Raw genomic sequence first — 21,171 nt, 5'->3', positions numbered from 1 at the left:
ATATTGTAGCCGGTTTTAATATAAGGTTATGATTTTTGATTAAAACTCTGCGTTTCCTGGAGTACGTGGATACGGAATTACATCGCGAATATTTCCCATACCGGTTACAAATTGCACCATACGTTCAAAGCCAAGCCCGAAACCACTGTGAACACAAGTACCAAATTTGCGAAGTTCTAGATACCACCATAGTTCTTTTTCTTCAATGCCCATGGTTTCCATTTTTTCTTTTAGAACATCGTAGCGTTCTTCACGTTGTGAACCACCAACGATTTCACCAATTCCCGGGAATAATACATCCATTGCACGAACGGTTTTTCCGTCATCATTTAAACGCATATAAAACGCTTTAATTTTTGCTGGATAATCAAATAAAATTACTGGTGATTTAAAGTGTTTTTCAACAAGGAAGCGTTCATGCTCACTTTGCAAGTCTGCACCCCATTCATCAATTACGTATTTAAACTTTTTCTTTTTGTTGGGTTTTGAGTTTTTTAAAATCTCAATAGCTTCGGTATAGGTAACACGCTTAAAGTTGTTTTCTAATACAAACTTTAATTTATCTCTAAGAGCCATATCGCTTCGCTCAGCTTGTGGTTTACTTTTTTCAACCTGTAATAAGCGATTTTCTAAAAACTCTAGGTCATCTGCACAGTTTTCAAGTGCATAATTAATTATATACTTAATGAAATCTTCGGCTAGATCCATATTACCGTCAAGATCACAAAAAGCTACTTCAGGCTCTATCATCCAAAATTCAGCTAGGTGACGAGAGGTGTTTGAATTTTCGGCTCTAAAGGTTGGGCCAAAAGTGTAGACCTTACCAAGTCCCATAGCATAAGTTTCGGCTTCTAATTGACCGCTTACGGTTAAGTTTGTTTCTTTTCCGAAGAAATCTTGTTTGTAATCAACCGCTCCTTCTTCATTAAGCGGAGGATTTTTTTGGTCTAAGTTGCTCACTCTAAACATTTCACCGGCTCCTTCAGCATCACTTCCTGTAATAATTGGTGAGTGCATGTAATTAAAACCATTTTTCTGAAAATACTCGTGAACTGCAAAAGCGAGTTTTGATCGGGTACGCATAACAGCGCTAAAAGTATTGGTGCGTACTCTTAAATGAGCTTGCTCTCTTAGTTTTTCAAGAGTATGTCTTTTGGGAGAAAGGATGGTTAATTTTACATCTTCGGGATCTGCTTCGCCCAATACAGTTACCTTTGAAACTTGAACTTCTACCGTTTGTCCTTTTCCTTGGCTTTCTACCAATATACCTTTAACTTCTATCGCCGCGCCAATGGTTATTTTTTTTAATATTTCTTCTTCAAAATTTTCAAAATCAACAACACATTGTAGGTTTTTAATTGTAGAACCGTCGTTTAAGGCAATAAAGCGGTTGCTTCTAAAAGCGCGCACCCAACCTTTAACGGTTATTTCGTGAAGCGATGGCTCGGTTTTTAAAACTTCTAGTATTTCTGTATGCTGCATGATTGCTATTTTTTGAGAGGTAAAGATACCTTTTTATAAAAATTTCAGAAAAATAAATTCTGAATGTAAAAAAGATCTTTATCCATAGGTATTATTTTTAATTTTTTGATTCGTTTTGATTTTCCGGAAGAATCTCAAATGATGGTTTTTTAAATGTTTTCTTGTTTGCAATTTCTTTTTCAAGAGACAATAAAAGAGCCGGGAGTAACAGTAAATTTGCCAACATAGCAAATACTAATGTGATTGAAACCAAAGCTCCTAGTGCTACCGTACCTCCAAAACTGGAAATGGTAAATACTGAAAAACCAAAAAATAGTACAATTGAGGTATAAAACATACTTACTGCAGTTTCTCGCAATGCAGCATAGACTGATTTTTTAATTTTCCAATTATTAGCAATAAGTTCTTGTCTGTATTTTGCCAAAAAGTGAATGGTATCATCTACTGAAATACCGAATGCAATACTAAAAACTAGTATGGTTGAAGGTTTTATAGGAACTCCTAAAAAGCCCATAAGACCAGCTGTAATGATTAATGGAAGTAAGTTGGGTAACAAGGATACTAAAATCATTTTAAAGCTTCTAAACATCCAAGCCATAAATATTGCAATTAAAAATATGGCTAGTGATAGTGAGAGAATTAAATTTTGTACCAGATATTTAGTTCCTTTTTGAAAAACAAGAGCTTTACCAGTAAGACTTACATTATAGCGGTCTGGAGGGAATATCTTGTCAATTTTTGTTTTTAAGTCTTCTTCAATTCTATCATAACGTTCAGTTTCAGTGTCTTTTAAAAACGTAGTTATCCTTGCATATTGTCCAGTGCTATCTACATAACTTTCTAGTAAGTTTGTGTTATCTGCACTGCTTTTGGCTTGTGAAAGAATAAATGTTCTTTCTTGGCTATTGGGTAATTGGTAGTATTTAGGATTACTATTATAATACGCTTGTTTTGAATACTTAACCAATTCAACTACTGAAAGTGGTTTTGAGAACTCGGGGATTTCTTCAATATAGGTTTGCAATTCATCCATTCGTTTTAATGTAGAAAGTTTCATAACGCCTTTTTTGCGTTTGGTGTCAACCAAAATTTCTAGCGGCATGATTCCTTCATATTCTTTTTCAAAAAAACGAATGTCTTTAAAAAAGTCGGCATTTTTGGGCATGTCTTCAATAAGACTTCCCGAAATTTTTATGTTATAAATGCCTATAATCCCTACACAAAGCATTACAATTGAAAGGATAAAAATGGCGATACGGTGTTCTTTCACCATGCGTTGCATCCAATTTACAAACTTGCTAATCCATTGTTTGTTAAGGTGTTTAAGATGTTTGTATTTTGGTATTGCCATATAGCTATACACAATAGGTATGATAAACAAGCTAAGTAGAAATATGGCAATAATATTTATAGAAGCCACAATACCAAACTCACTCAATAGCTTACTATTGGTTAGTATAAACGTAGCAAATCCAGAGGCAGTAGTAACATTGGTCATTAATGTAGCATTCCCCACTTTACTTATTACTCGTTGAAGTGATTTTGCTTGATTACCGTGTTGCTTTATTTCTTGTTGGTATTTATTAATAAGAAAAATACAATTGGGTATACCTATAACAATTATTAATGGCGGAATTAAAGCTGTTAAAACAGTAATTTCATAATGTAATAATCCTAAAATACCAAACGACCACATTACCCCAATAATTACCGTAGCCATTGAAATTAACGTTGCTCTTATAGATCTAAAGAAAAAGAAAAATATAAGCGAAGTAACCAACAATGCCGCTCCAATAAACATACCTATTTCATCGATAATGTTTTTTGAATTAAGTGTACGTATATAAGGCATCCCAGAAGTATGAACATCTATACCTGTTTTGGTCTCAAATGTTTCAATAAGAGGAATTAAATCATTAATTATAAAGTCTTTTCGATCTTTTGTGTTTACAATATCTTTTTTAAGATAAACAGCCGTTCGCACCGAGCTTTTGCTAGGGCTATATACCAAGCCGTTGTAAAAAGGTAGATTGTCAAATAATTCTTCTTGATACTTCTGTAATTTTTTTGAAGTAAGAATTGAATCTTGAATAAAAGGAACTAATTGAAAGCCAACTGTGTCTTTCTTGCGTTCAAGTTTTTTTAAGTCACCTATTGATAACGTTAAATCAACTTCATCAAACTGACGCAAATCTTTTGAAAGCTGAGTCCAAGCTTTAAAATTTAATGGAGTAAAAAGAGTAGAATCTTTTACCCCCAGCACAATTAGATTTCCTTCTTCACCAAACTTTGAAAGAAAGTTTTTGTATTCAAGATTTATTTCATGATCATCTGGAAGTAAATTTGCTTCAGTATAAGTAAAGCGCATGTTTTTCCATTGTAGAGCAAAAAAAACGGTAGCTCCAGCAATAGCAATAAGTATAAAGGTACGGTTGCGTATAATGAACCGTGCTACAGCACTCCAAAACCCTATACTGAAAAGTTTATCCAATGTATTTCTTTTTTAGCAGGCGCAAAGGTATAAATTATAAGGCAGTAGCTGGTCTTTTTGGCTAAGATTTTACAGGCTAAAACTTAGCGTAAAAGGTAAACTTAAAAGAAACATTATCCTCAAACTCAGGCAGGTTGTAAAATCCGTAGCGATACGCAAAACTCAACCCAAAGCCGAAAAGCAATTTATTAATCTCAAACCCAGATTCTGAATAAAATTGATCAAGTGTATTGAAGGTAATACCGGTATGTCTTTCTGGATTGTCAAGACTTCCAATTGCGTGGCGAGTTATCAAAACCATTTCAGGTTTAAAATGATCAGAAAAATAAAAACGTCTTAAACTGTGCTTAATTTGAAGAGTTGCCAGTTTATCTGAAAAAAACTCACCAAAATACATCGTTTCAAAACTTTTCCTTCCGGCAACAGAAAATCGCTGTAAGATTGTGTTTTTTGTAGGGCTGTTAGGGAATGCATGAAATAAATGTGTTAACGGAAGATCACCCAATGCATAATCTCCTTCTAGCAAAAAACTGGTAGATGATAAATCTGTTCTTTTTATATAGTAATCTAGCTTTAATCCAAACTTTGTATAATTAAAATCACTCTCCGCAATGTCTTTTATTCCTTGAGTAATTTGTGCACTAATTTTGGGAGTCCCGTCAAAATACTCGATCAATCCGTCTTTTGTGGTAACAAATTCTTTCTTGGGGCTTACTCGTATTGAAGCTGTAATTTCACTTAATTCGTATTGTTCAAACGTTTCTCCTTCATTAATAAATTGATAGTTTTCTATTTGTTCAACTGAGCTGTGAGAAAGACGAAGTTCAGATAAAACTTTTGGATTAAACTCACTTTGAATATTTGTTTGCCACGTGCGGTGTTTAAAAAACTGAGTTACATTGACCAATCTGGGTTCAAAAACTGAATAAACCCGTGCATCTGTTAAATATTGAAAGGTTCCTATTTCTCGTATATCATCAATGTAATAGAGATTTACCCAAGTTTTCGATTCTTCATCAACTCGTATGCTACCACCTATGCTGTATTTAAAAGCACTGTCTTTAAAACCGTGAGCAATATAACCGCCAATTTTAAAATGTTCAGAAAAACGATCATTGGTAATACCGCCAATTCCTAGGCGAATTCCTTCATAGTTATTGTACTTAATTAAGTACCGTAAATCAACATCAAAAAAACCAATAGGGTAAAAGCCTGTGTTAAATGGGTTTTTCTTTTTTTCTTTTTTGGTGGCTGTTGTGTCTCTTTCGGTTTTTATAGCAGGTTCTTGTGCAGTTACAGAAATTCCAAGTACCAGCGTAAGTATTAAAAAAAGATTGCGCATACAGGAAAGCCAAGGTTATAAGTTAAATGTAAAAAGAAAGCGGCATTTGGGCCGCTTGTTTTGGTTTTGTTTAACGAAAATAAAGGACTAAACAGTCATGATTTCTTTTTCTTTTTTCACAAAAATCTCATCAATTTTTGCAATGTGAGAGTCTGTCATTTCTTGAATATCGCTTTCTAAACTTTTGTGTAAATCTTCTGAAATATCCAGCTTTTTAAGATCATTATTGGCATTTTTACGATCATTTCGAACCACAACTTTAGCTTCTTCAGCTTCAGCTTTAGCTTGTTTGGCCAGATCTTTACGACGTTCTTCAGTTAATGGCGGAACATTAATAATAACGCTTTCACCATTATTTTGTGGGTTAAAACCAAGATTGGCAATTTGAATTCCTTTTTCAATTTCTGGAATTAATGACTTTTCCCAAGGTTGGATAGAAATCGTCATACCGTCTGGGGTGTTTACGTTTGCTACTTGGTTAAGTGGAGTAGGGCTGCCGTAATAATCTACCACTACACTACTTACCATAGAAGGTGTAGCCTTTCCGGCTCTTATGTTTGCTAATTGTTTTTCGAGGTGGCGAATGGCTTTATCCATCGCTTCTTTAGTCTCGTCTATCAATAATTCAATTTCGTCTTCCATTGTATTAATTTATGTTTCGTATTCAAAAATAACGCCAAAATCTAGCGTAGTTAATTTGATTATAGATTTACTTTTGTTCCTATTTTTTCTCCAGAAACAACTTTCATTAAATTTCCTTTGGTATTCATATCAAACACAATAATAGGTAATTTATTTTCTTGACTAAGTGTAAAAGCTGTAGTATCCATCACTTTTAATCCTTTCTTCAAGACATCTTCAAAAGTAATGTAGTCATATTTTTCAGCAGCTTTGTCTTTTTCAGGGTCGCTGGTATAAATACCGTCAACGCGTGTACCTTTTAAAATAACATCGGCATGAATTTCAATCGCTCTAAGCACCGCAGCACTATCGGTAGTAAAATACGGGTTTCCGGTACCTCCGCCAAAGATTACTACGCGGCCTTTCTCTAAGTGGCGAATGGCTTTTCGGCGTATAAAGGGTTCAGCCACTTCGTTTATTTTTACCGCACTTTGAAGGCGTGTAGGGATTTCTTCATCTTCCAGTGCACTTTGTAATGCAAGACCATTTATAACCGTTGCCAGCATTCCCATATGGTCTCCTTGCACGCGGTCCATACCGCGACTAGCACCTGCAACACCTCTAAAGATGTTTCCGCCGCCAATAACGATGGCAACTTCTACTCCTTTTTTGGTTATTTCTTTAATTTCTTCGGCATATTCTTTTAATCTATCTGGGTCTATACCATATTGGCGGTTTCCCATTAAGGCTTCACCGGATAATTTTAAAAGGATTCGTTTGTATTGCATAGTGATATTTTACTCGATCATCGAGATTTAAGCGCTTCACGGTTTAATAAAGCTATATTAAGTTTTGTTTAATACCTCAGAAGCTTACGCTTTAAGATATTTGTGCAGCAAAAATAATGAAAAATTATGTACGTTGTTGAGAAAATTAAAAAGGTGGAAATGTTAAGCTTGAACTTAATTTTATTTAGGAATATACTATGACTTTTTTGGAAACAAGAACTTTAAACTTCTTTCTGAAAATGGTTTGCTTTAATTCTACTGAAGCTATTAACAGATAGGTATCAATAAAAAAGAGGTTTCAACAACTGCTGAAACCTCTTTTGGTATTATAAAAAACGTGTGCTTAGTCTAGAGATACTCTTTCAAAAGCTACAACTTCAACGTCACCTAATGTTTTTACGTATTGAGCAACGCTTTGTTTATTGTCTTTAATAAATGCTTGGTTTACCAAGGTGTTATCTTTAAAATAACGCTTGATTTTTCCTTTTGCAATATTATCAAGCATTTCTTCAGGCTTACCTTCTTGACGTAATTGATCTTTTGCAATTTCAATTTCTTTGTCAATTGTAGACTGGTCTACGCCTTCTTCATTTAAAGCAACAGGGTTCATTGCTGCGGCTTGCATAGATACGTCTTTTGCTACTTCTTCTGCACCATCAACATTGTTTGAAAGACCTGTTAAAACAGCAATTTTGTTTCCTGCGTGAATGTAAGATCCTACAAATGGAGCTTCTAAAGTTTTGAAAGCACCAATCTCGATTTTCTCACCAATTACACCAGTTTGCTCAGTTAGTTTTTCTTCAACAGTGATTCCTTTAAAATCTTTTGCCATTAACTCTTCTTTTGATGAAGTGTTTAATGCCAATTCAGCAAAGTCATTTGCCAATTTTACAAAATCATCATTTTTAGCAACAAAGTCAGTTTCACAGTTAAGTGAAACAATAACACCTTTTGTGTTGTCACTGTTCACTTTTGCAATAACAGCACCTTCGCTAGATTCGCGGTCTGCTCTTTTAGCAGCAATTTTTTGTCCTTTTTTACGTAGGATTTCAATTGCTTTGTCAAAGTCACCATCTGCCTCTACCAATGCCTTTTTACAGTCCATCATACCGGCACCGGTGGATTTTCTTAATTTATTTACTTCTGCGGCGGTTATTTTAGCCATCGTTATAAAGTTTTAATGTATTAGTAAAAAAGCCGTTCAATTGATTTTCAGCAAAGAAAATAACCAAACGGCAAATTTGTTTTAACAAAAGGTTATTTTATTCTTCTTCTTTAGTTGCTTTCTCCAAAGTTTCTTCTTTAGACTCCAACTTCACAGGTTTTTTTGCCTCTTTCATTGCTTTTTTATCTTCTTTGTCTTTTGAAGGAACTTCTTTTTTCTCAGCCTTTTTAGCTTTTGCTTCTTTCTTTGCTTTTTTAGCTGCTTTTTCTTCTTCAGATTTTTCTTTTCCGGCTTTACGTTCTGCAAGACCTTCAATTACTGCTTCTGAAACTTTGCTAAGAATTTTTTCAATCGACTTTGACGCATCATCGTTAGATGGAATTGGGAAATCAATCTCACGTGGATCACTGTTTGTATCCACCATAGCAAAAATTGGAATGTTTAATTTTTGAGCTTCTTTTACTGCAATGTGCTCACGAGTTGTATCTACGATGAACAATGCTCCTGGAAGACGACTCATATCACTGATAGAACCTAAGTTCTTTTCTAGCTTAGCACGAAGACGATCTACTTGTAAACGCTCTTTCTTTGAAAGTGTGTTAAAAGTACCATCTTGCTTCATACGGTCAATAGACGCCATTTTTTTAACAGCTCTTCTAATGGTTACAAAGTTGGTAAGCATACCACCTGGCCAACGCTCTGTAATGTAAGGCATTTTGGCTTCAGTTGCTTTTTCTGAAACGATGTCTTTTGCTTGTTTCTTGGTAGCTACGAAAAGAATTTTTCTTCCGCTTGCTGCAATTTTCTTTAACGCTTCGTTTGCTTCGTCAAGCTTTGCAGCTGTTTTGTAAAGATTAATAATGTGAATCCCGTTGCGCTCCATATAAATATATGGTGCCATGTTTGGATTCCATTTACGGGTAAGGTGACCAAAGTGTACACCTGCGTCAAGTAACGACTTAACTTCTTTGTTGTCTGCCATTTTGTTTTAGTTTACGTTCCTGTTTAGATAGCAACCTTTCCTTAACAAGGACTTGGTTTAGATGCTAAACTAACTTCCGCGACATACGGAATAACAGCGTTATTAAATAAATATAATATGAACTTGTGTGCCATTGTAAGCAATGGCACGGTTGTATTAACGTTTTGAGAATTGGAATTTTTTACGCGCTTTCTTCTGTCCGAATTTCTTACGCTCAACCATTCTTGGATCTCTTGTTAATAAACCTTCTGGTTTTAAAATACCTCTGTTTTCTTCGTTAACCTCACACATAGCTCTTGAAAGGGCTAAACGGATTGCTTCTGCTTGTCCGGTAATTCCACCTCCAAATACGTTTACTGAAACATCAAAGTTCTTGTCGTTTTCAGTCAACATAAGTGCTTGTTTAACTTTATATTGTAATGTACCTGTAGTGAAGTATTTTTCCATATCACGTTTGTTGATAGTGATATTTCCTTTTCCTTCAGAAAGGTATACACGGGCTACAGCGGTTTTTCTTCTTCCTATTTTGTGAATAACTTCCATTACTTGATATCGTTAAGGTTAATGGTTTTTGGTTTTTGTGCTTCTTGATCGTGCTCTGCACCAGCATATACTTTAAGATTTCTGAAAAGATCTGCACCTAATTTGTTTTTAGGTAACATTCCTTTAATAGCTTTTTCAACTACTCTTGCAGGGTCTTTTCCGTATAATTCTTCTGCTGTTAAGCTACGTTGTCCGCCCGGATAGCCTGTGTGACGAATGTATTTTTTATCGTTCCACTTATTCCCGGTTAATACAATATTACTTGCATTTGTAATAACAACATTGTCTCCACAATCTACGTGAGGAGTAAAATTAGGCTTGTGCTTACCACGTAACAATTTTGCTACTTTACTAGCTAAGCGCCCAAGCGTTTGTCCATCAGCATCTACATGCAACCACTCTTTGTTTACAGTAGCGCTGTTTGCTGATATTGTTTTATAACTTAGTGTATCCACTTTTAATAATTTTTCTGCCGGCATTCACCTACCGTCAGGTTAAACATTCCTTCTTTTGGATAAATCGGGGTGCAAATGTACTATTATTTATTTGAAAAACAACACCCAAGGTTTTAATTTTTTAGGATATTGATTTTACTCAATAGTTACTACTAGATCACCCTTCATTAACATGGTGCCGGGTTTTAAGGTGATTGATTTTACTTTTCCGGAGCTATTGGCTGTGACTGTGGTTTCCATTTTCATAGCTTCAATTACAAAAAGAGGTGATCCTTCTTCTACTGTCTGCCCTTTTTTAACCAACATTTTATACAACATACCTTGTAGTGGCGCACCGTATTGATTGTTGTCTTCAGGGTCTGCAGGGGTGTGTATTTCCTTTTCAACTTTAACGGCTTTATCCTTAATTTCAACAAATCTGTTTTCACCGTTAACAGAGAAGAACACTATACGAACACCTTCATCGTTTGGTATTCCTACAGATAGTAATTTTACGATTATTGTTTTTCCTTCTTCTAGTTCAATAATTGCTTCTTCGCGCAGCTTCATTCCGTAGAAGAAATTTTTTGTAGGAAGTATGGCTAAATTTCCATAGAGTTTATACTTTTCGTGGGCTTGCTCAAATACGCGAGGGTATAAGCTGTAGGATAGAAAGTCTTCAAACTCAATGGGACGGCTGAATCCTTTTTGAAACTTTTTTCTGAAAGAAGCATATTCTGCTTTAAAGTCAATTGGTTTTAAATGTGCGTTGGGTCTATCAGTATATGGTTGTGTGTTTTTTAAAATTATTTTTTGAACCTCTTTTGGAAAACCGCCAAGAGGCTGTCCTAAGTCACCTTTAAAAAAGTTGATTACAGATTCAGGAAATGAAATTTCTTTTCCACGTTGTAAAATGTCTTCAGGAGTAAGATCATTGGTAACCATAAAAATAGCCATATCACCAACCACTTTACTGCTTGGAGTTACTTTTACCAAATTTCCGAAGAGATCATTTACTTTTTCATACATTTTGGTTACTTCGTGAAACCTATCTGCTAGACCTAATGCCTCAGCTTGCGGCCGTAAATTTGAATATTGACCACCAGGGATTTCATGTTGGTACACTTCGGCTGTTCCTGCTTTTAATCCAGATTCAAAAGGATAGTACATTTCGCGCGTATCTTCCCAGAAATTTGAAAATTCATTCAACGTTTTAATGTCATAATCTTGTGCTCGTTCGTGCTGTTTCATCATTTCAACAACCGAGTTAAAGTTTGGTTGTGACGTTAATCCAGACATGCCGCCCAATGCTACATCAACTACATCTACACCGGCTTCAATGGCCTTTAAATAAGTAGCAGATTGAATTGAAGAGGTGTCATGGGTATGTAAATGTAAAGGAATGTTAACTGTGTCTTTTAAAGCTGAAACCAATTCGGTTGCGGCATACGGCTTGAGTAAACCGGCCATGTCTTTTATAGCAATCATGTGGGCTCCTGCATTTTCTAAATCCTTGGCTAGTTGTTTGTAATAGGCGAGAGTGTATTTGCTTTCGTCTGGGTCGAGAATGTCACCGGTATAACTAATGGCTGCTTCTGCAATTCCATCGGTTTTGTTACGAACATATTGAATGCTGGGTTCCATCGCTTTTACCCAGTTTAATGAATCAAAAATGCGGAAGAGATCTATGCCGTTTTCCCAAGATTTTTCAACAAAGGTTTCAATCAAATTATCGGGATATGCTTTGTAGCCAACGCCATTGCTTCCTCGCAATAGCATTTGAAACAATATATTAGGTATGCGTTTGCGCAATTCTCGAAGGCGAGTCCACGGGCTTTCGTTTAAAAATCGCATACACACATCAAAAGTTGCACCTCCCCACATTTCTACACTAAAAGTATTAGGATGGTTTTTGGCATAACTTTCGGCTACTTTCAGCATGTCAAAAGTTCGCATTCTTGTAGCAAGTAATGATTGATGTGCATCACGTAGCGTTGTATCTGTATAATGTATTTTCTTTTCGTTTTTTAACCAAGCTGAAAATTTTTCGGGTCCCATTTCGGTAAGTAAGTCTTTGGTGCCTTTCGGAAATTTTTCAGAAGAATTGAAATGCGGAATTTTAGGGTTTCTGAATTTTTTATTTTCATCAATAAATTTTACATCGGGGTTTCCGTTGACAATTACTTCGCCTAAATAGTTAGTGATTTTTGTGGTTCTGTCTTGGGGTAGTTTTACATCAAATAATGAAGGAGTATTACCAATAAAATTTACCGTTGCAGCACCTTCTTTAAAGGTTTCATGTTGAATGACATTCTGAAGAAAGTGAATATTGGTTTTTACGCCACGTATTCTAAATTCTTTTAGTGCACGAACCATTTTACGTACCGCGCCATCTAAGGTACGGCCATGAGCTGAAACTTTTACAAGCATAGAATCAAAAAACGGACTTATGCTATAGGATTGATAAATACTACCTGCATCTAGGCGTATTCCCATTCCTGCTGCGCTACGGTAGGTGGTGATTGTTCCATAATCTGGAGTAAAGTTGTTTGTAGGGTCTTCTGTGGTTAATCTACATTGCAAAGCAAAACCGTATGTTTTTAATGACGCTTGATCATATACTTTTATTTGTTTGTCAGATAGCTTGTAGCCGCCAGCAATAAATATTTGTGATTTAATTAAATCAATACCGGTTACCATTTCGGTTACGGTATGCTCAACTTGAATACGTGGATTAACTTCAATAAAATAGACAGCGTCATTTTTATCTACTAAAAACTCAACAGTACCTACATTGTTATAATTCACTTCTTCTGCAATTGCGACTGCGTATGAGTAAAGCTTTTCTTTTACCTTTTCTGAAACATTATAGGAAGGTGCTACTTCTACAACTTTTTGATGTCTTCTTTGTACAGAACAGTCTCGCTCATATAAATGACGAATGTTACCGTGATTGTCTGCGATGATTTGAACTTCTAGGTGTTTAGGTTCTTCTACATATTTTTCTAGAAACATTGTGTCATCACCAAAAGCGTTGGCAGCTTCACTTTTTGCAGAATCAAAATTGTTTTTTAAATCATTTTCATTTTTAATAATTCGCATACCTCGACCACCGCCACCAGAAGCAGCTTTCAACATAACAGGATAACCGATGGTAGAAGCTTCAGAAAGAGCAATTTTCAAGGAGGTTAAATCTTTTGAATTACTTTTTATAATAGGAACATTACAGGCAGATGCAATCTTCTTAGCTGTTATTTTATCGCCTAAGGCGTCCATTACTTTTGGGTCTGGACCAATAAATATTATTCCTGCTTTGGCACATTTACGAGCGAATTCAGAATTTTCAGATAAAAAACCATATCCGGGATGGATTGCGTCAACATTTTTTGCTTTGGCAAGGGCTATAATTTCATCACTATTTAAGTAGGGCTTTAGGGGTTCGTCATTAGAGCCTATTTGATAAGCTTCATCGGCTTTGTAGCGATGTTGAGAGTACCTGTCTTCATAGGTGTATATAGCAACAGTTGTAAGGTTGATCTCGGTACAAGCACGGAATATGCGAATGGCAATTTCGCCACGATTGGCTACTAATACTTTTTTAATTTTCATAGGGTTATATGGGTTTTATCTGAAGGTTTGTAATTTGCTATTAAAGATAAAAAAGTATTATGTTTTTCTTGTTTTTACGGTGGTTAAATTATTTTTTTAAGAAATAAAGTACGGGTTTTCATTTTGATAATTGCGTATCACAAAGTCTAAAGCGCTTTGTAGAATTTGCCCCATATTTTCAGACTTTTTAAAATTTACATCGCCCGTAAGGTCAAGTAAGTCTTTTTTTAATTGGTTTGTTTTTTCGGGAGGAGAAATAGTGTCGTTTTTCATACATTCCAAAATTTCTTTTAATCTGCTTTGTTCACTTACCGCCCTTTTAGCAAGAAGTGAGCGTTCTTCACGTTTGTACTGTTCAATAGATTCTTCTTGCAAAAGTTTCATAGTCATTGTTACAAGCTTGTTATTTTCTTTCAAAAATTGAGGTTTGTAAACTTTTGCGTTACCTTCGTAACTTTGTTGGTCAAAATCGATGGCTCTAATTCTGTATTGAATTCTATCAAAATCGTGTGTAAGCACCATCACATAATTGTAAGAACGCATATCGCCAAGCAAACGAACAAAACAACGCTCGTTAAATTTTACAAACTCTTTTGCAATTTCCTTTTTTTGTTGATTGGAGCATTTGTCCAATTCATTTTCAATAAAATCATCTCCGGGAATTCCCGAGATATGTTCTTCAATCAGGGTGTTTCCGTGTACCAAAAAATTGATGTGGTTGGGAGAAAGCAAATGTTCTAGCTCTAGACCATAAATGCGAGATGCGTCTGCTTTTTTTATGTAAAGAAATAAATAGTTGTCATTTAAAATGTTTCTTACCTTAACACGAAAAGGTTTTGAATTTCCGAAGGTGCAAAAATCAATACTATCAATTGATATGTACGGCAGCAAGGTGTCACTACCATCAGAATGTAAAATGGAGTACATTCGTTTTAAGCTAGCATTAATTTCTTCACGTTCAAATTCAGAATAATACACGCTTATCCATAGCGTGTCGTTACCATGTTTATCATAAATAGCAACCGACCCTTGAAAGCGCAAGAGATCATCATAATAGATTGTAATTTTACTATTACGCCCGTGCTTGGTTAAATAATTGAAAAGTGCTTCAGAAATTTCATAAGCCGGTTTCTTTTTTGAAATAAGTTTTCGCATACCTATACAATATTATAATCCTTAAAGGTAGCATAATTACGAAGATATTTTTTGATGTTGTTTTTGTTAAAAAAACCTTAAAAAAATAAAAAAGTGTCACATTAAATTAAAAAGAATGTCTATTAAAGAAACTAACCAAGATGTTCAAAAACATTCACTTATACGTTTTTTTCTTTATTTTTTCACTTTCAGCTCAAGGTCAAGAGGAAAAAAAATCTGAAACCAAAATATATCCTAAACGAATTTACACCACCCAATCGATTGGCTCTGAAAATGCTCCAAAAATTGACGGTATAATTGATGAAACTGCTTGGGATAAAGTAGAGTGGACATCAGACTATGTAGAAAATCAACCTGATAACGGCACACCTCCTACAGAGCAAACCAAAATGAAAATTGTTTATGATGCCAAAAACCTCTATGTTGCTTTTAGGTGTTACGATGCCGATCCAGAAGGGATTGTCCAGCGACTTTCTCGTCGCGATGGTTTTGAGGGTGATTGGGTTGAGTTAAACATAGACAGCTATAACGATAACCGAACCGGATTTTCATTCACAATTACTGCCGCAGGGGTTAAGGGAGATGAGTTTATTTCAAATAATGGAAACAATTGGGATGGTAGCTGGAACCCTATTTGGTACGTAAAAACACAAATAGATGCTGAAGGATGGACGGCAGAAATGCGAATTCCGTTAAGTCAATTGCGTTTTGGGAATGCCGAAGAACAAATTTGGGGTATTCAATCTACCAGAAGATATTTCAGAAAAGAAGAGCGTTCATTATGGCAACCTGTAGATATCAATGCGCCAGGATGGGTGAGTGAATTTGGTGAGTTGCGCGGTATTAAGGGCATAAAGCCTCAAAAACAATTAGAAATTCAGCCGTATGGTCTTACCAAGCTAGATACCTATGAAGCAGAAGAAGGAAACCCCTTTAGGGATGGAAGCGATACTCGTTTTACAGCCGGGCTAGATGCCAAAATAGGAATTACAAATGATCTTACACTTGACGCTACAATTAACCCGGATTTTGGTCAAGTTGATGCCGATCCCGGAGCTATTGCCCTAGATGGGTTTGAAATTTTCTTCCAAGAACGTAGACCTTTTTTTGTTGAGAATAAAAACATTTTTGATTTTAGTGTGAGTGGCGGTTCAGATAATTTGTTCTTTTCAAGAAGAATAGGAAGAAGTCCGCAGGGATCTGCTTTTGGTCCTACAACAGCTTATGTAGATCAACCAGATAACTCAACCATTTTGGGTGCGGCAAAATTCAGCGGAAAAACGAAAGATGGATGGTCTATTGGAGTATTGGAAAGTGTAACCGATAAAGAATATGCAGATGTAATAGATGAAAATGGATCTAAAGAAGAAGTCTTGGTTGAGCCTTTAACCAATTACTTGGTAGGACGTTTACAGAAAGATTTTAATGATAGGAATACATATATAGGCGGAATTTTTACAGCAACCCACCGAAATTTAGAAAGTAACTTAAATTTTCTTCATAAAAATGCGTATTCTGGAGGGTTAGATTTTAAACACAATTGGAATAATAGAAATTATTATGTTGAAGGAAAGGTTTTTTTAAGCCAAGTAAACGGAAGCGAAGAAGCTATTGAGAGAACACAACGTTCAATAGTACATTTATTTCAACGAGTTGGTGCCAATCACGTTTCAGTAGATAGTACAAAAACATCCCTTACCGGAACAGGAGGAAGGGTGCAGTTTGGAAAAAGTGGAGGCGGAAACTGGCGATATTATGCTGGTGGTGTATGGCGCTCTCCAGAACTTGAACTTAATGATATAGGTTTTTTACGTCAAGCAGATAATATCAATCAATATGCTGAATTGCGACGGGTTTTTAATAAACCTACCAGTTGGTATCGTAGTGCAAACATACGAGCGTATCAATCTACAAATTATGATTTTGAAGGGAATTACAACAGTTTTTATTATCAATTAACCGGTTTTGTAAACTTTAAAAACAATTGGTTTGCTGAAGGCGGTTCAGAAAATAATGCTGCGCGTTTTGATAATTCTGAATTGAGAGGCGGACCCCGTTTTAGGAGAAATGGTGATCACTTAGGTTTTTTATACGTAGGTACAGATAGTCGGAAAAAATTCAGTACAACATTAGGTTATGTGTATGGTCAAGCAACTCAAAAAAACTTTTCATTTACCAGATATGAAGTACGTTTTAATTATCAGCCATTAAATGCATTGAGTTTATCGATGACAACAAAATATGAGTCTAGGCCGGATAAAACACAATATGTAGATCAATTAAATTATAATTCAACTAGAAGGTATATTACTGGAGAAATTGACCAAGAAACCATAAGTACAACACTGCGAGTTAACTATAATATTAACCCAAATTTGACCATTCAATACTATGGGCAACCTTTTATTGCTCGTGGTAAATACAGAAACTTCAACTTTGTAAATAACCCAACAGCCAAGGATATAAATAATCGCGTGACGTTGTATGATGCTAATCAAATTCAATTTGAAAATGATATGTACGCAATTGATGAAAATAGAGATGGTATCACAGATTATACCTTTAGAAATCCAGACTTTGCTTTTGTTCAGTTTAGGTCAAATTTGGTAGTGCGCTGGGAATATATTCCCGGCTCTGAAGTATTTTTTGTTTGGTCACAAGGTATAAACGGTTCGGGAAATTCATTGAATGATTTCAGTAAGATTATTGACAACCAATTACTTCAAAAGAAGCCTCAAAACACTTTTTTGATAAAAGCAACCTACCGGTTTGTTTTGTAAGCACACCTTTTATAGATATAAAAAGTAGTTTATCGAAAAGTAAATCTTAATTCAAACCGCATCGTAGGTTTTTTCGTTACGTATATTAAGTTTTGTAAAAAAATCGTAATTATGAATCGAAAAACACTCCTCACAATTTCTTGTTTTTTAATTTTAGCAATTTCTACTACCGCACAAGTAGGAATATCAACAACTACTCCAGAAGCAGCGCTCGATGTTACTTCAACAGATTCTGGGGTTTTAATACCAAGGGTCGTGCTTGACGATATTAATGATTATACTCCTGTTACAAACCCCAATGGAGGAGGAGCACCTGTAGTAAGTACATTGGTTTATAACGATGGTACAGGAGGATTATCTCCTGCCGGATTTTACTTTTGGAACGGAACTGAATGGAGACAATTGATAGATAATAAGCCTGACGTTTATGTAGGTAAGTTTATTATAAACAGTACAAATGTTGATGCGTCGGGTAATATTGATATCTCAACTATACCTTTTCAACCAAAACGTGTTACGTTCACTGCTTATGCGAATGTTGATGAATATATTCAAAATGCTAAAAGTTCAGGATCTAATAATAACAATACTAAAGAAAATACTTTTGGTTCTATGAAAGGCTTTGCTCGAGTTGACCCAACTGTACCTTCGGGAATATCTCAACAAGTTATCTTCAATGGAGGTTCTGGTAACTCAATAAATAATATATCTCGCTATGCTTCCTCTTCACATTGTATAGGGTTACGATATACTAATAATAATGGGGATAACTTAGGCTTAACGAATGCTTCTCTTACTAGCTTTTTAAGCAATGGATTTAGGTTGGATGTTTCAACGTTAACAGATAATGTAGTAGTTATCTACGAGGCCTATCGTTATTAATGCGCTTCCAGCCAATTATCACCAAGACCTATTTCTACGTCTAGTGGTACTTTCAGGCTATAGGCGTTTTCCATTTCGGTTTTAATGAGTTTTTGAAGTTCATCCAATTCTGGTTTATACACATCAAAAACCAATTCATCATGTACTTGAAGCAACATTTTACTTTTATACTTTGCTTCAGTCATTTTTTTGTGAATGTTGATCATTGCAAGCTTTATAATATCGGCAGCGCTACCTTGTATGGGTGCGTTTACCGCATTGCGTTCTGCTGCGCCTCTCACTACAGCGTTACTACCATTTATGCCGTTGAGGTATCTACGCCTTCCTAAAACAGTTTGAACGTACCCGTTATCTCGTGCAAAATCAACCAACTCGCTCATGTAATTTCTAAGTTTTGGGTAGGTTTTGTAGTAGGTGTCTATCAGTTCTTTTGATTCTTTTCTTGATAAATCGGTTTGATTGCTTAAACCGAATGCTGAAACTCCATAAATTATTCCGAAGTTTACCGTTTTGGCGTTGCTACGTTGTTCACGAGTGACTTTATCAATAGGAACGTTAAATACTTTAGCAGCTGTTGAAGCGTGAATGTCTTCGCCGTTTTTAAACGCTTCAATCATGGTGTCTTCTTCACTTAAAGCTGCGATGATGCGTAATTCAATTTGAGAGTAATCTGCAGCCAACAAGGTGTAATCTTTATTACGTGGAACAAATGCCTTTCTCACTTGTCGCCCACGTTCTGTACGAATAGGAATGTTCTGTAAGTTTGGGTTGTTGCTACTCAAACGTCCAGTTGCGGCAACGGTTTGCATATAATCTGTATGAACACGGCCGGTACTTTCTTCAATTTGTTCTGGAAGAGCATCTACATAGGTGCTTTTAAGTTTTGTGAGTCCTCGATATTCCAGTACATCCCGAATTATTTTATGATCTTTAGCCAAATAAGAAAGTACGTCTTCTGCGGTAGAAAACTGTCCAGTTTTGGTTTTTTTAGGTTTATCAACCAGTTTCATTTTTCCGAAGAGAATATCACCCAGTTGCTTTGGTGAAGCAATATTAAATTCTTCTCCGGCTTCTGTATAAATGTCTTTTTCAAGACGTTCAATATCATTTGTTAATGCTTCAGAAAGACTTGCTAAATACTCCTTATCTAGCTTAATTCCTTCCAGTTCCATATCGGCTAATACACGCAGCAGCGGAATTTCAATGTCGTCAAAAAGCTCTTGTGTGTTGGCTTCGCCTAATTCTTTAGCAAAATGTTCTTTAAGCTGAAGCGTAATATCTGCATCTTCTACTGCATATTCTGTTTGGTCTTTAACCGGAACATCACGCATTGACTTTTGATTTTTACCCTTTTTACCAATCAATTCGGTGATTGAAACTGGCGTGTAGTTGAGGTATGTTTCGGCTAGTACATCCATATTATGCCGCATATCTGGGTTGATAAGATAATGGGCTAACATGGTGTCAAACAAGTTGCCTTTTACTTCAATGTCATATTTGGCCAGAACTTTAATGTCATATTTTAGGTTTTGACCTACTTTTTCTATTTCCTCCGCTTCAAAAAAGGGTCGTAATGTTTCAATAATTTCTTGAGCTTTTTCCTTTTCTTCAGGAAAAGGAATGTAAAAGCCTTTACCGGCTTCCCAAGAAAAAGCAATCCCAACTAACTCGGCAGTTAAAGGATTTAAGCCAGTAGTTTCGGTGTCAAAACAAACGCTTTTTTGTTTTAGTAGGTTTTGTAGAAACAATTTGGTTCCCATTCCGGGTTGCACGGTTTGGTAAAAATGCTCCGTGTCTTTTATGGTTTTTCTAGAATTATATGCTTCAACATCTGCAGATGTTTTTCCATCACCATCAAATAATGAAAATTGACCACTACCTGCAGTTTTTGAAGTTTTTTTAGCTGTTTCAGAATTGGAAACTTTTGTAACTTCTTCTTGTGCTCCTTCTGAAGAAAATAATTTTAAAAATTGATCTCTTAGTCTTCTAAACTCAAGTTCTTCAAAAATTTCTTGCACTTTTTCGGCATCGGGCATAGAAAGTTCATAGTCTTTTTCATTAAAGGTAACTTCACAATCTGTAAAGATGGTAGCGAGTTTTTTTGAAAGTCGGCCAATTTCTGCATTTTCAATAACCTTTTCTTTCATTTTCCCTTTTAGTTTATCGGTATTTTCCAATAAACCTTCCATAGAGCCGTATTTTGCAATAAACTTTTTAGCAGTTTTATCACCCACACCCGGTAACCCCGGAATATTATCACTAGAATCACCCATCATACCCAAATAGTCAATTACTTGTTCTGGACGTTCTACTCCAAATCTCTTTTGAACTTCTGGAATTCCCCAGATTTCAATGGCATTACCCATTCTAGCAGGGCGGTACATATGTATGTTTTCGGTTACTAATTGAGCAAAATCTTTATCTGGAGTAACCATAAATACTTTATAATCTTGGCTTTCGGCTTGTTTTGCCAGTGTGCCTATAATATCATCTGCTTCCATTCCAGATATTTCTACACAAGGAATGTGCATGGCTTTTAATATGTCTTTTATAATAGGGATGGATTGTCTAATTACATCTGGTGTCTCATCGCGATTGGCTTTATAATCTGGAAAAAGTTCAGTACGTTCTTTGCTACCGTCTTTATCAAAACAAACGGCTAGATGATCTGGTTTTTCTCGTCTTATTACATCAAAAAGAGAATTAGTAAAACCCATTATGGCTGAAGTGTCCTGCCCTTTTGAATTAATACGAGGGTTTTTAATAAGAGCGTAATATCCGCGAAAAATTAAGGCATACGCATCGAGAAGAAATAAACGTTTTTTATCAGACATGAAATGAAGAATTGTGTTTCTTTCAAATGTAAAAAGAAGACTTCAGAAATACGTTGTTTCCAT

General features: G+C 35.5%; 14 protein-coding genes. 2 read left to right on the top strand and 12 right to left on the bottom strand.

Annotation, left to right across the window (positions count from 1 at the left end):
* Positions 1-39 precede the first annotated feature (39 nt).
* From asnS to INR76_RS02815, 11 genes are all read right to left on the bottom strand, one after another.
* Positions 40-1,482, bottom strand: a complete 1,443-nt coding sequence (asnS, locus tag INR76_RS02865; RefSeq protein ID WP_223109156.1) for an asparagine--tRNA ligase — start codon at positions 1,480-1,482, stop codon at positions 40-42.
* A gap of 97 nt (positions 1,483-1,579) precedes the next feature.
* The gene (locus INR76_RS02860) at positions 1,580-3,973 is read right to left on the bottom strand and encodes an RND family transporter (protein WP_223109155.1); all 2,394 of its coding nucleotides are present in this window, start codon (positions 3,971-3,973) and stop codon (positions 1,580-1,582) included.
* A gap of 76 nt (positions 3,974-4,049) precedes the next feature.
* Positions 4,050-5,315, bottom strand: coding sequence for a DUF5686 family protein (locus INR76_RS02855; RefSeq protein WP_223109154.1), 1,266 nt, complete (start codon positions 5,313-5,315; stop codon positions 4,050-4,052).
* Between the two features lie 87 nt (positions 5,316-5,402).
* Entirely contained in the window at positions 5,403-5,957 is a 555-nt protein-coding gene (gene frr / locus INR76_RS02850) for a ribosome recycling factor (protein WP_223109153.1), read from the bottom strand.
* A 59-nt stretch (positions 5,958-6,016) separates the two neighbouring features.
* The gene (gene pyrH, locus INR76_RS02845; protein WP_223109152.1) at positions 6,017-6,724 is read right to left on the bottom strand and encodes a UMP kinase; all 708 of its coding nucleotides are present in this window, start codon (positions 6,722-6,724) and stop codon (positions 6,017-6,019) included.
* Positions 6,725-7,067: 343 nt separating this feature from the next.
* A complete protein-coding gene (gene tsf, locus INR76_RS02840; protein ID WP_223109151.1) occupies positions 7,068-7,889 on the bottom strand; it encodes a translation elongation factor Ts in 822 nt (273 codons plus the stop codon).
* A gap of 97 nt (positions 7,890-7,986) precedes the next feature.
* Entirely contained in the window at positions 7,987-8,871 is an 885-nt protein-coding gene (rpsB, locus tag INR76_RS02835; RefSeq protein WP_223109150.1) for a 30S ribosomal protein S2, read from the bottom strand.
* Positions 8,872-9,027: 156 nt separating this feature from the next.
* A complete protein-coding gene (rpsI, locus tag INR76_RS02830; RefSeq protein WP_223109149.1) occupies positions 9,028-9,414 on the bottom strand; it encodes a 30S ribosomal protein S9 in 387 nt (128 codons plus the stop codon).
* Positions 9,414-9,869, bottom strand: coding sequence for a 50S ribosomal protein L13 (gene rplM / locus INR76_RS02825; protein WP_223109148.1), 456 nt, complete (start codon positions 9,867-9,869; stop codon positions 9,414-9,416). The genes rpsI and rplM overlap by 1 nt, the downstream gene beginning before the upstream one ends.
* Positions 9,870-10,004: 135 nt before the next feature.
* A complete protein-coding gene (locus INR76_RS02820; protein WP_223109147.1) occupies positions 10,005-13,457 on the bottom strand; it encodes a pyruvate carboxylase in 3,453 nt (1,150 codons plus the stop codon).
* A 96-nt stretch (positions 13,458-13,553) separates the two neighbouring features.
* Positions 13,554-14,612, bottom strand: a complete 1,059-nt coding sequence (locus tag INR76_RS02815; RefSeq protein ID WP_223109146.1) for a hypothetical protein — start codon at positions 14,610-14,612, stop codon at positions 13,554-13,556.
* A gap of 140 nt (positions 14,613-14,752) precedes the next feature.
* On the opposite strand from INR76_RS02815, the gene INR76_RS02810 reads away from it, so the two are divergent.
* Together INR76_RS02810 and INR76_RS02805 are read left to right on the top strand one after the other, a co-directional pair.
* Complete coding sequence (locus INR76_RS02810) at positions 14,753-17,392, top strand: DUF5916 domain-containing protein (RefSeq protein ID WP_223109145.1); 2,640 nt, start codon at positions 14,753-14,755, stop codon at positions 17,390-17,392.
* Positions 17,393-17,503: 111 nt separating this feature from the next.
* A complete protein-coding gene (locus INR76_RS02805) occupies positions 17,504-18,274 on the top strand; it encodes a hypothetical protein (RefSeq protein ID WP_223109144.1) in 771 nt (256 codons plus the stop codon).
* On the opposite strand, the gene polA is transcribed toward INR76_RS02805, so the two are convergent.
* Positions 18,271-21,108 (bottom strand): DNA polymerase I, encoded by a 2,838-nt coding sequence (gene polA / locus INR76_RS02800; protein ID WP_223109143.1) that lies wholly within the window; start codon positions 21,106-21,108, stop codon positions 18,271-18,273. The two genes, INR76_RS02805 and polA, sit on opposite strands and share 4 nt — an antisense overlap.
* Between the last annotated feature and the right edge of the window lie 63 nt (positions 21,109-21,171).

The organism is Marixanthomonas sp. SCSIO 43207, assembly GCF_019904255.1.
Classification (GTDB): domain Bacteria; phylum Bacteroidota; class Bacteroidia; order Flavobacteriales; family Flavobacteriaceae; genus Marixanthomonas.
This window is presented reverse-complemented; position numbering and strand designations above follow the sequence as displayed.

Coding starts and splice junctions, on each gene's coding strand:
- asnS (WP_223109156.1), bottom strand. CDS start 1,482: ATGCAGCATACAGAAATACTAGAAGTTTTAAAAACCGAGCCATCGCTT.
- INR76_RS02855 (WP_223109154.1), bottom strand. CDS start 5,315: ATGCGCAATCTTTTTTTAATACTTACGCTGGTACTTGGAATTTCTGTA.
- frr (WP_223109153.1), bottom strand. CDS start 5,957: ATGGAAGACGAAATTGAATTATTGATAGACGAGACTAAAGAAGCGATG.
- pyrH (WP_223109152.1), bottom strand. CDS start 6,724: ATGCAATACAAACGAATCCTTTTAAAATTATCCGGTGAAGCCTTAATG.
- tsf (WP_223109151.1), bottom strand. CDS start 7,889: ATGGCTAAAATAACCGCCGCAGAAGTAAATAAATTAAGAAAATCCACC.
- rpsB (WP_223109150.1), bottom strand. CDS start 8,871: ATGGCAGACAACAAAGAAGTTAAGTCGTTACTTGACGCAGGTGTACAC.
- rpsI (WP_223109149.1), bottom strand. CDS start 9,414: ATGGAAGTTATTCACAAAATAGGAAGAAGAAAAACCGCTGTAGCCCGT.
- INR76_RS02820 (WP_223109147.1), bottom strand. CDS start 13,457: ATGAAAATTAAAAAAGTATTAGTAGCCAATCGTGGCGAAATTGCCATT.
- INR76_RS02815 (WP_223109146.1), bottom strand. CDS start 14,612: ATGCGAAAACTTATTTCAAAAAAGAAACCGGCTTATGAAATTTCTGAA.
- INR76_RS02810 (WP_223109145.1), top strand. CDS start 14,753: ATGTTCAAAAACATTCACTTATACGTTTTTTTCTTTATTTTTTCACTT.
- INR76_RS02805 (WP_223109144.1), top strand. CDS start 17,504: ATGAATCGAAAAACACTCCTCACAATTTCTTGTTTTTTAATTTTAGCA.
- polA (WP_223109143.1), bottom strand. CDS start 21,108: ATGTCTGATAAAAAACGTTTATTTCTTCTCGATGCGTATGCCTTAATT.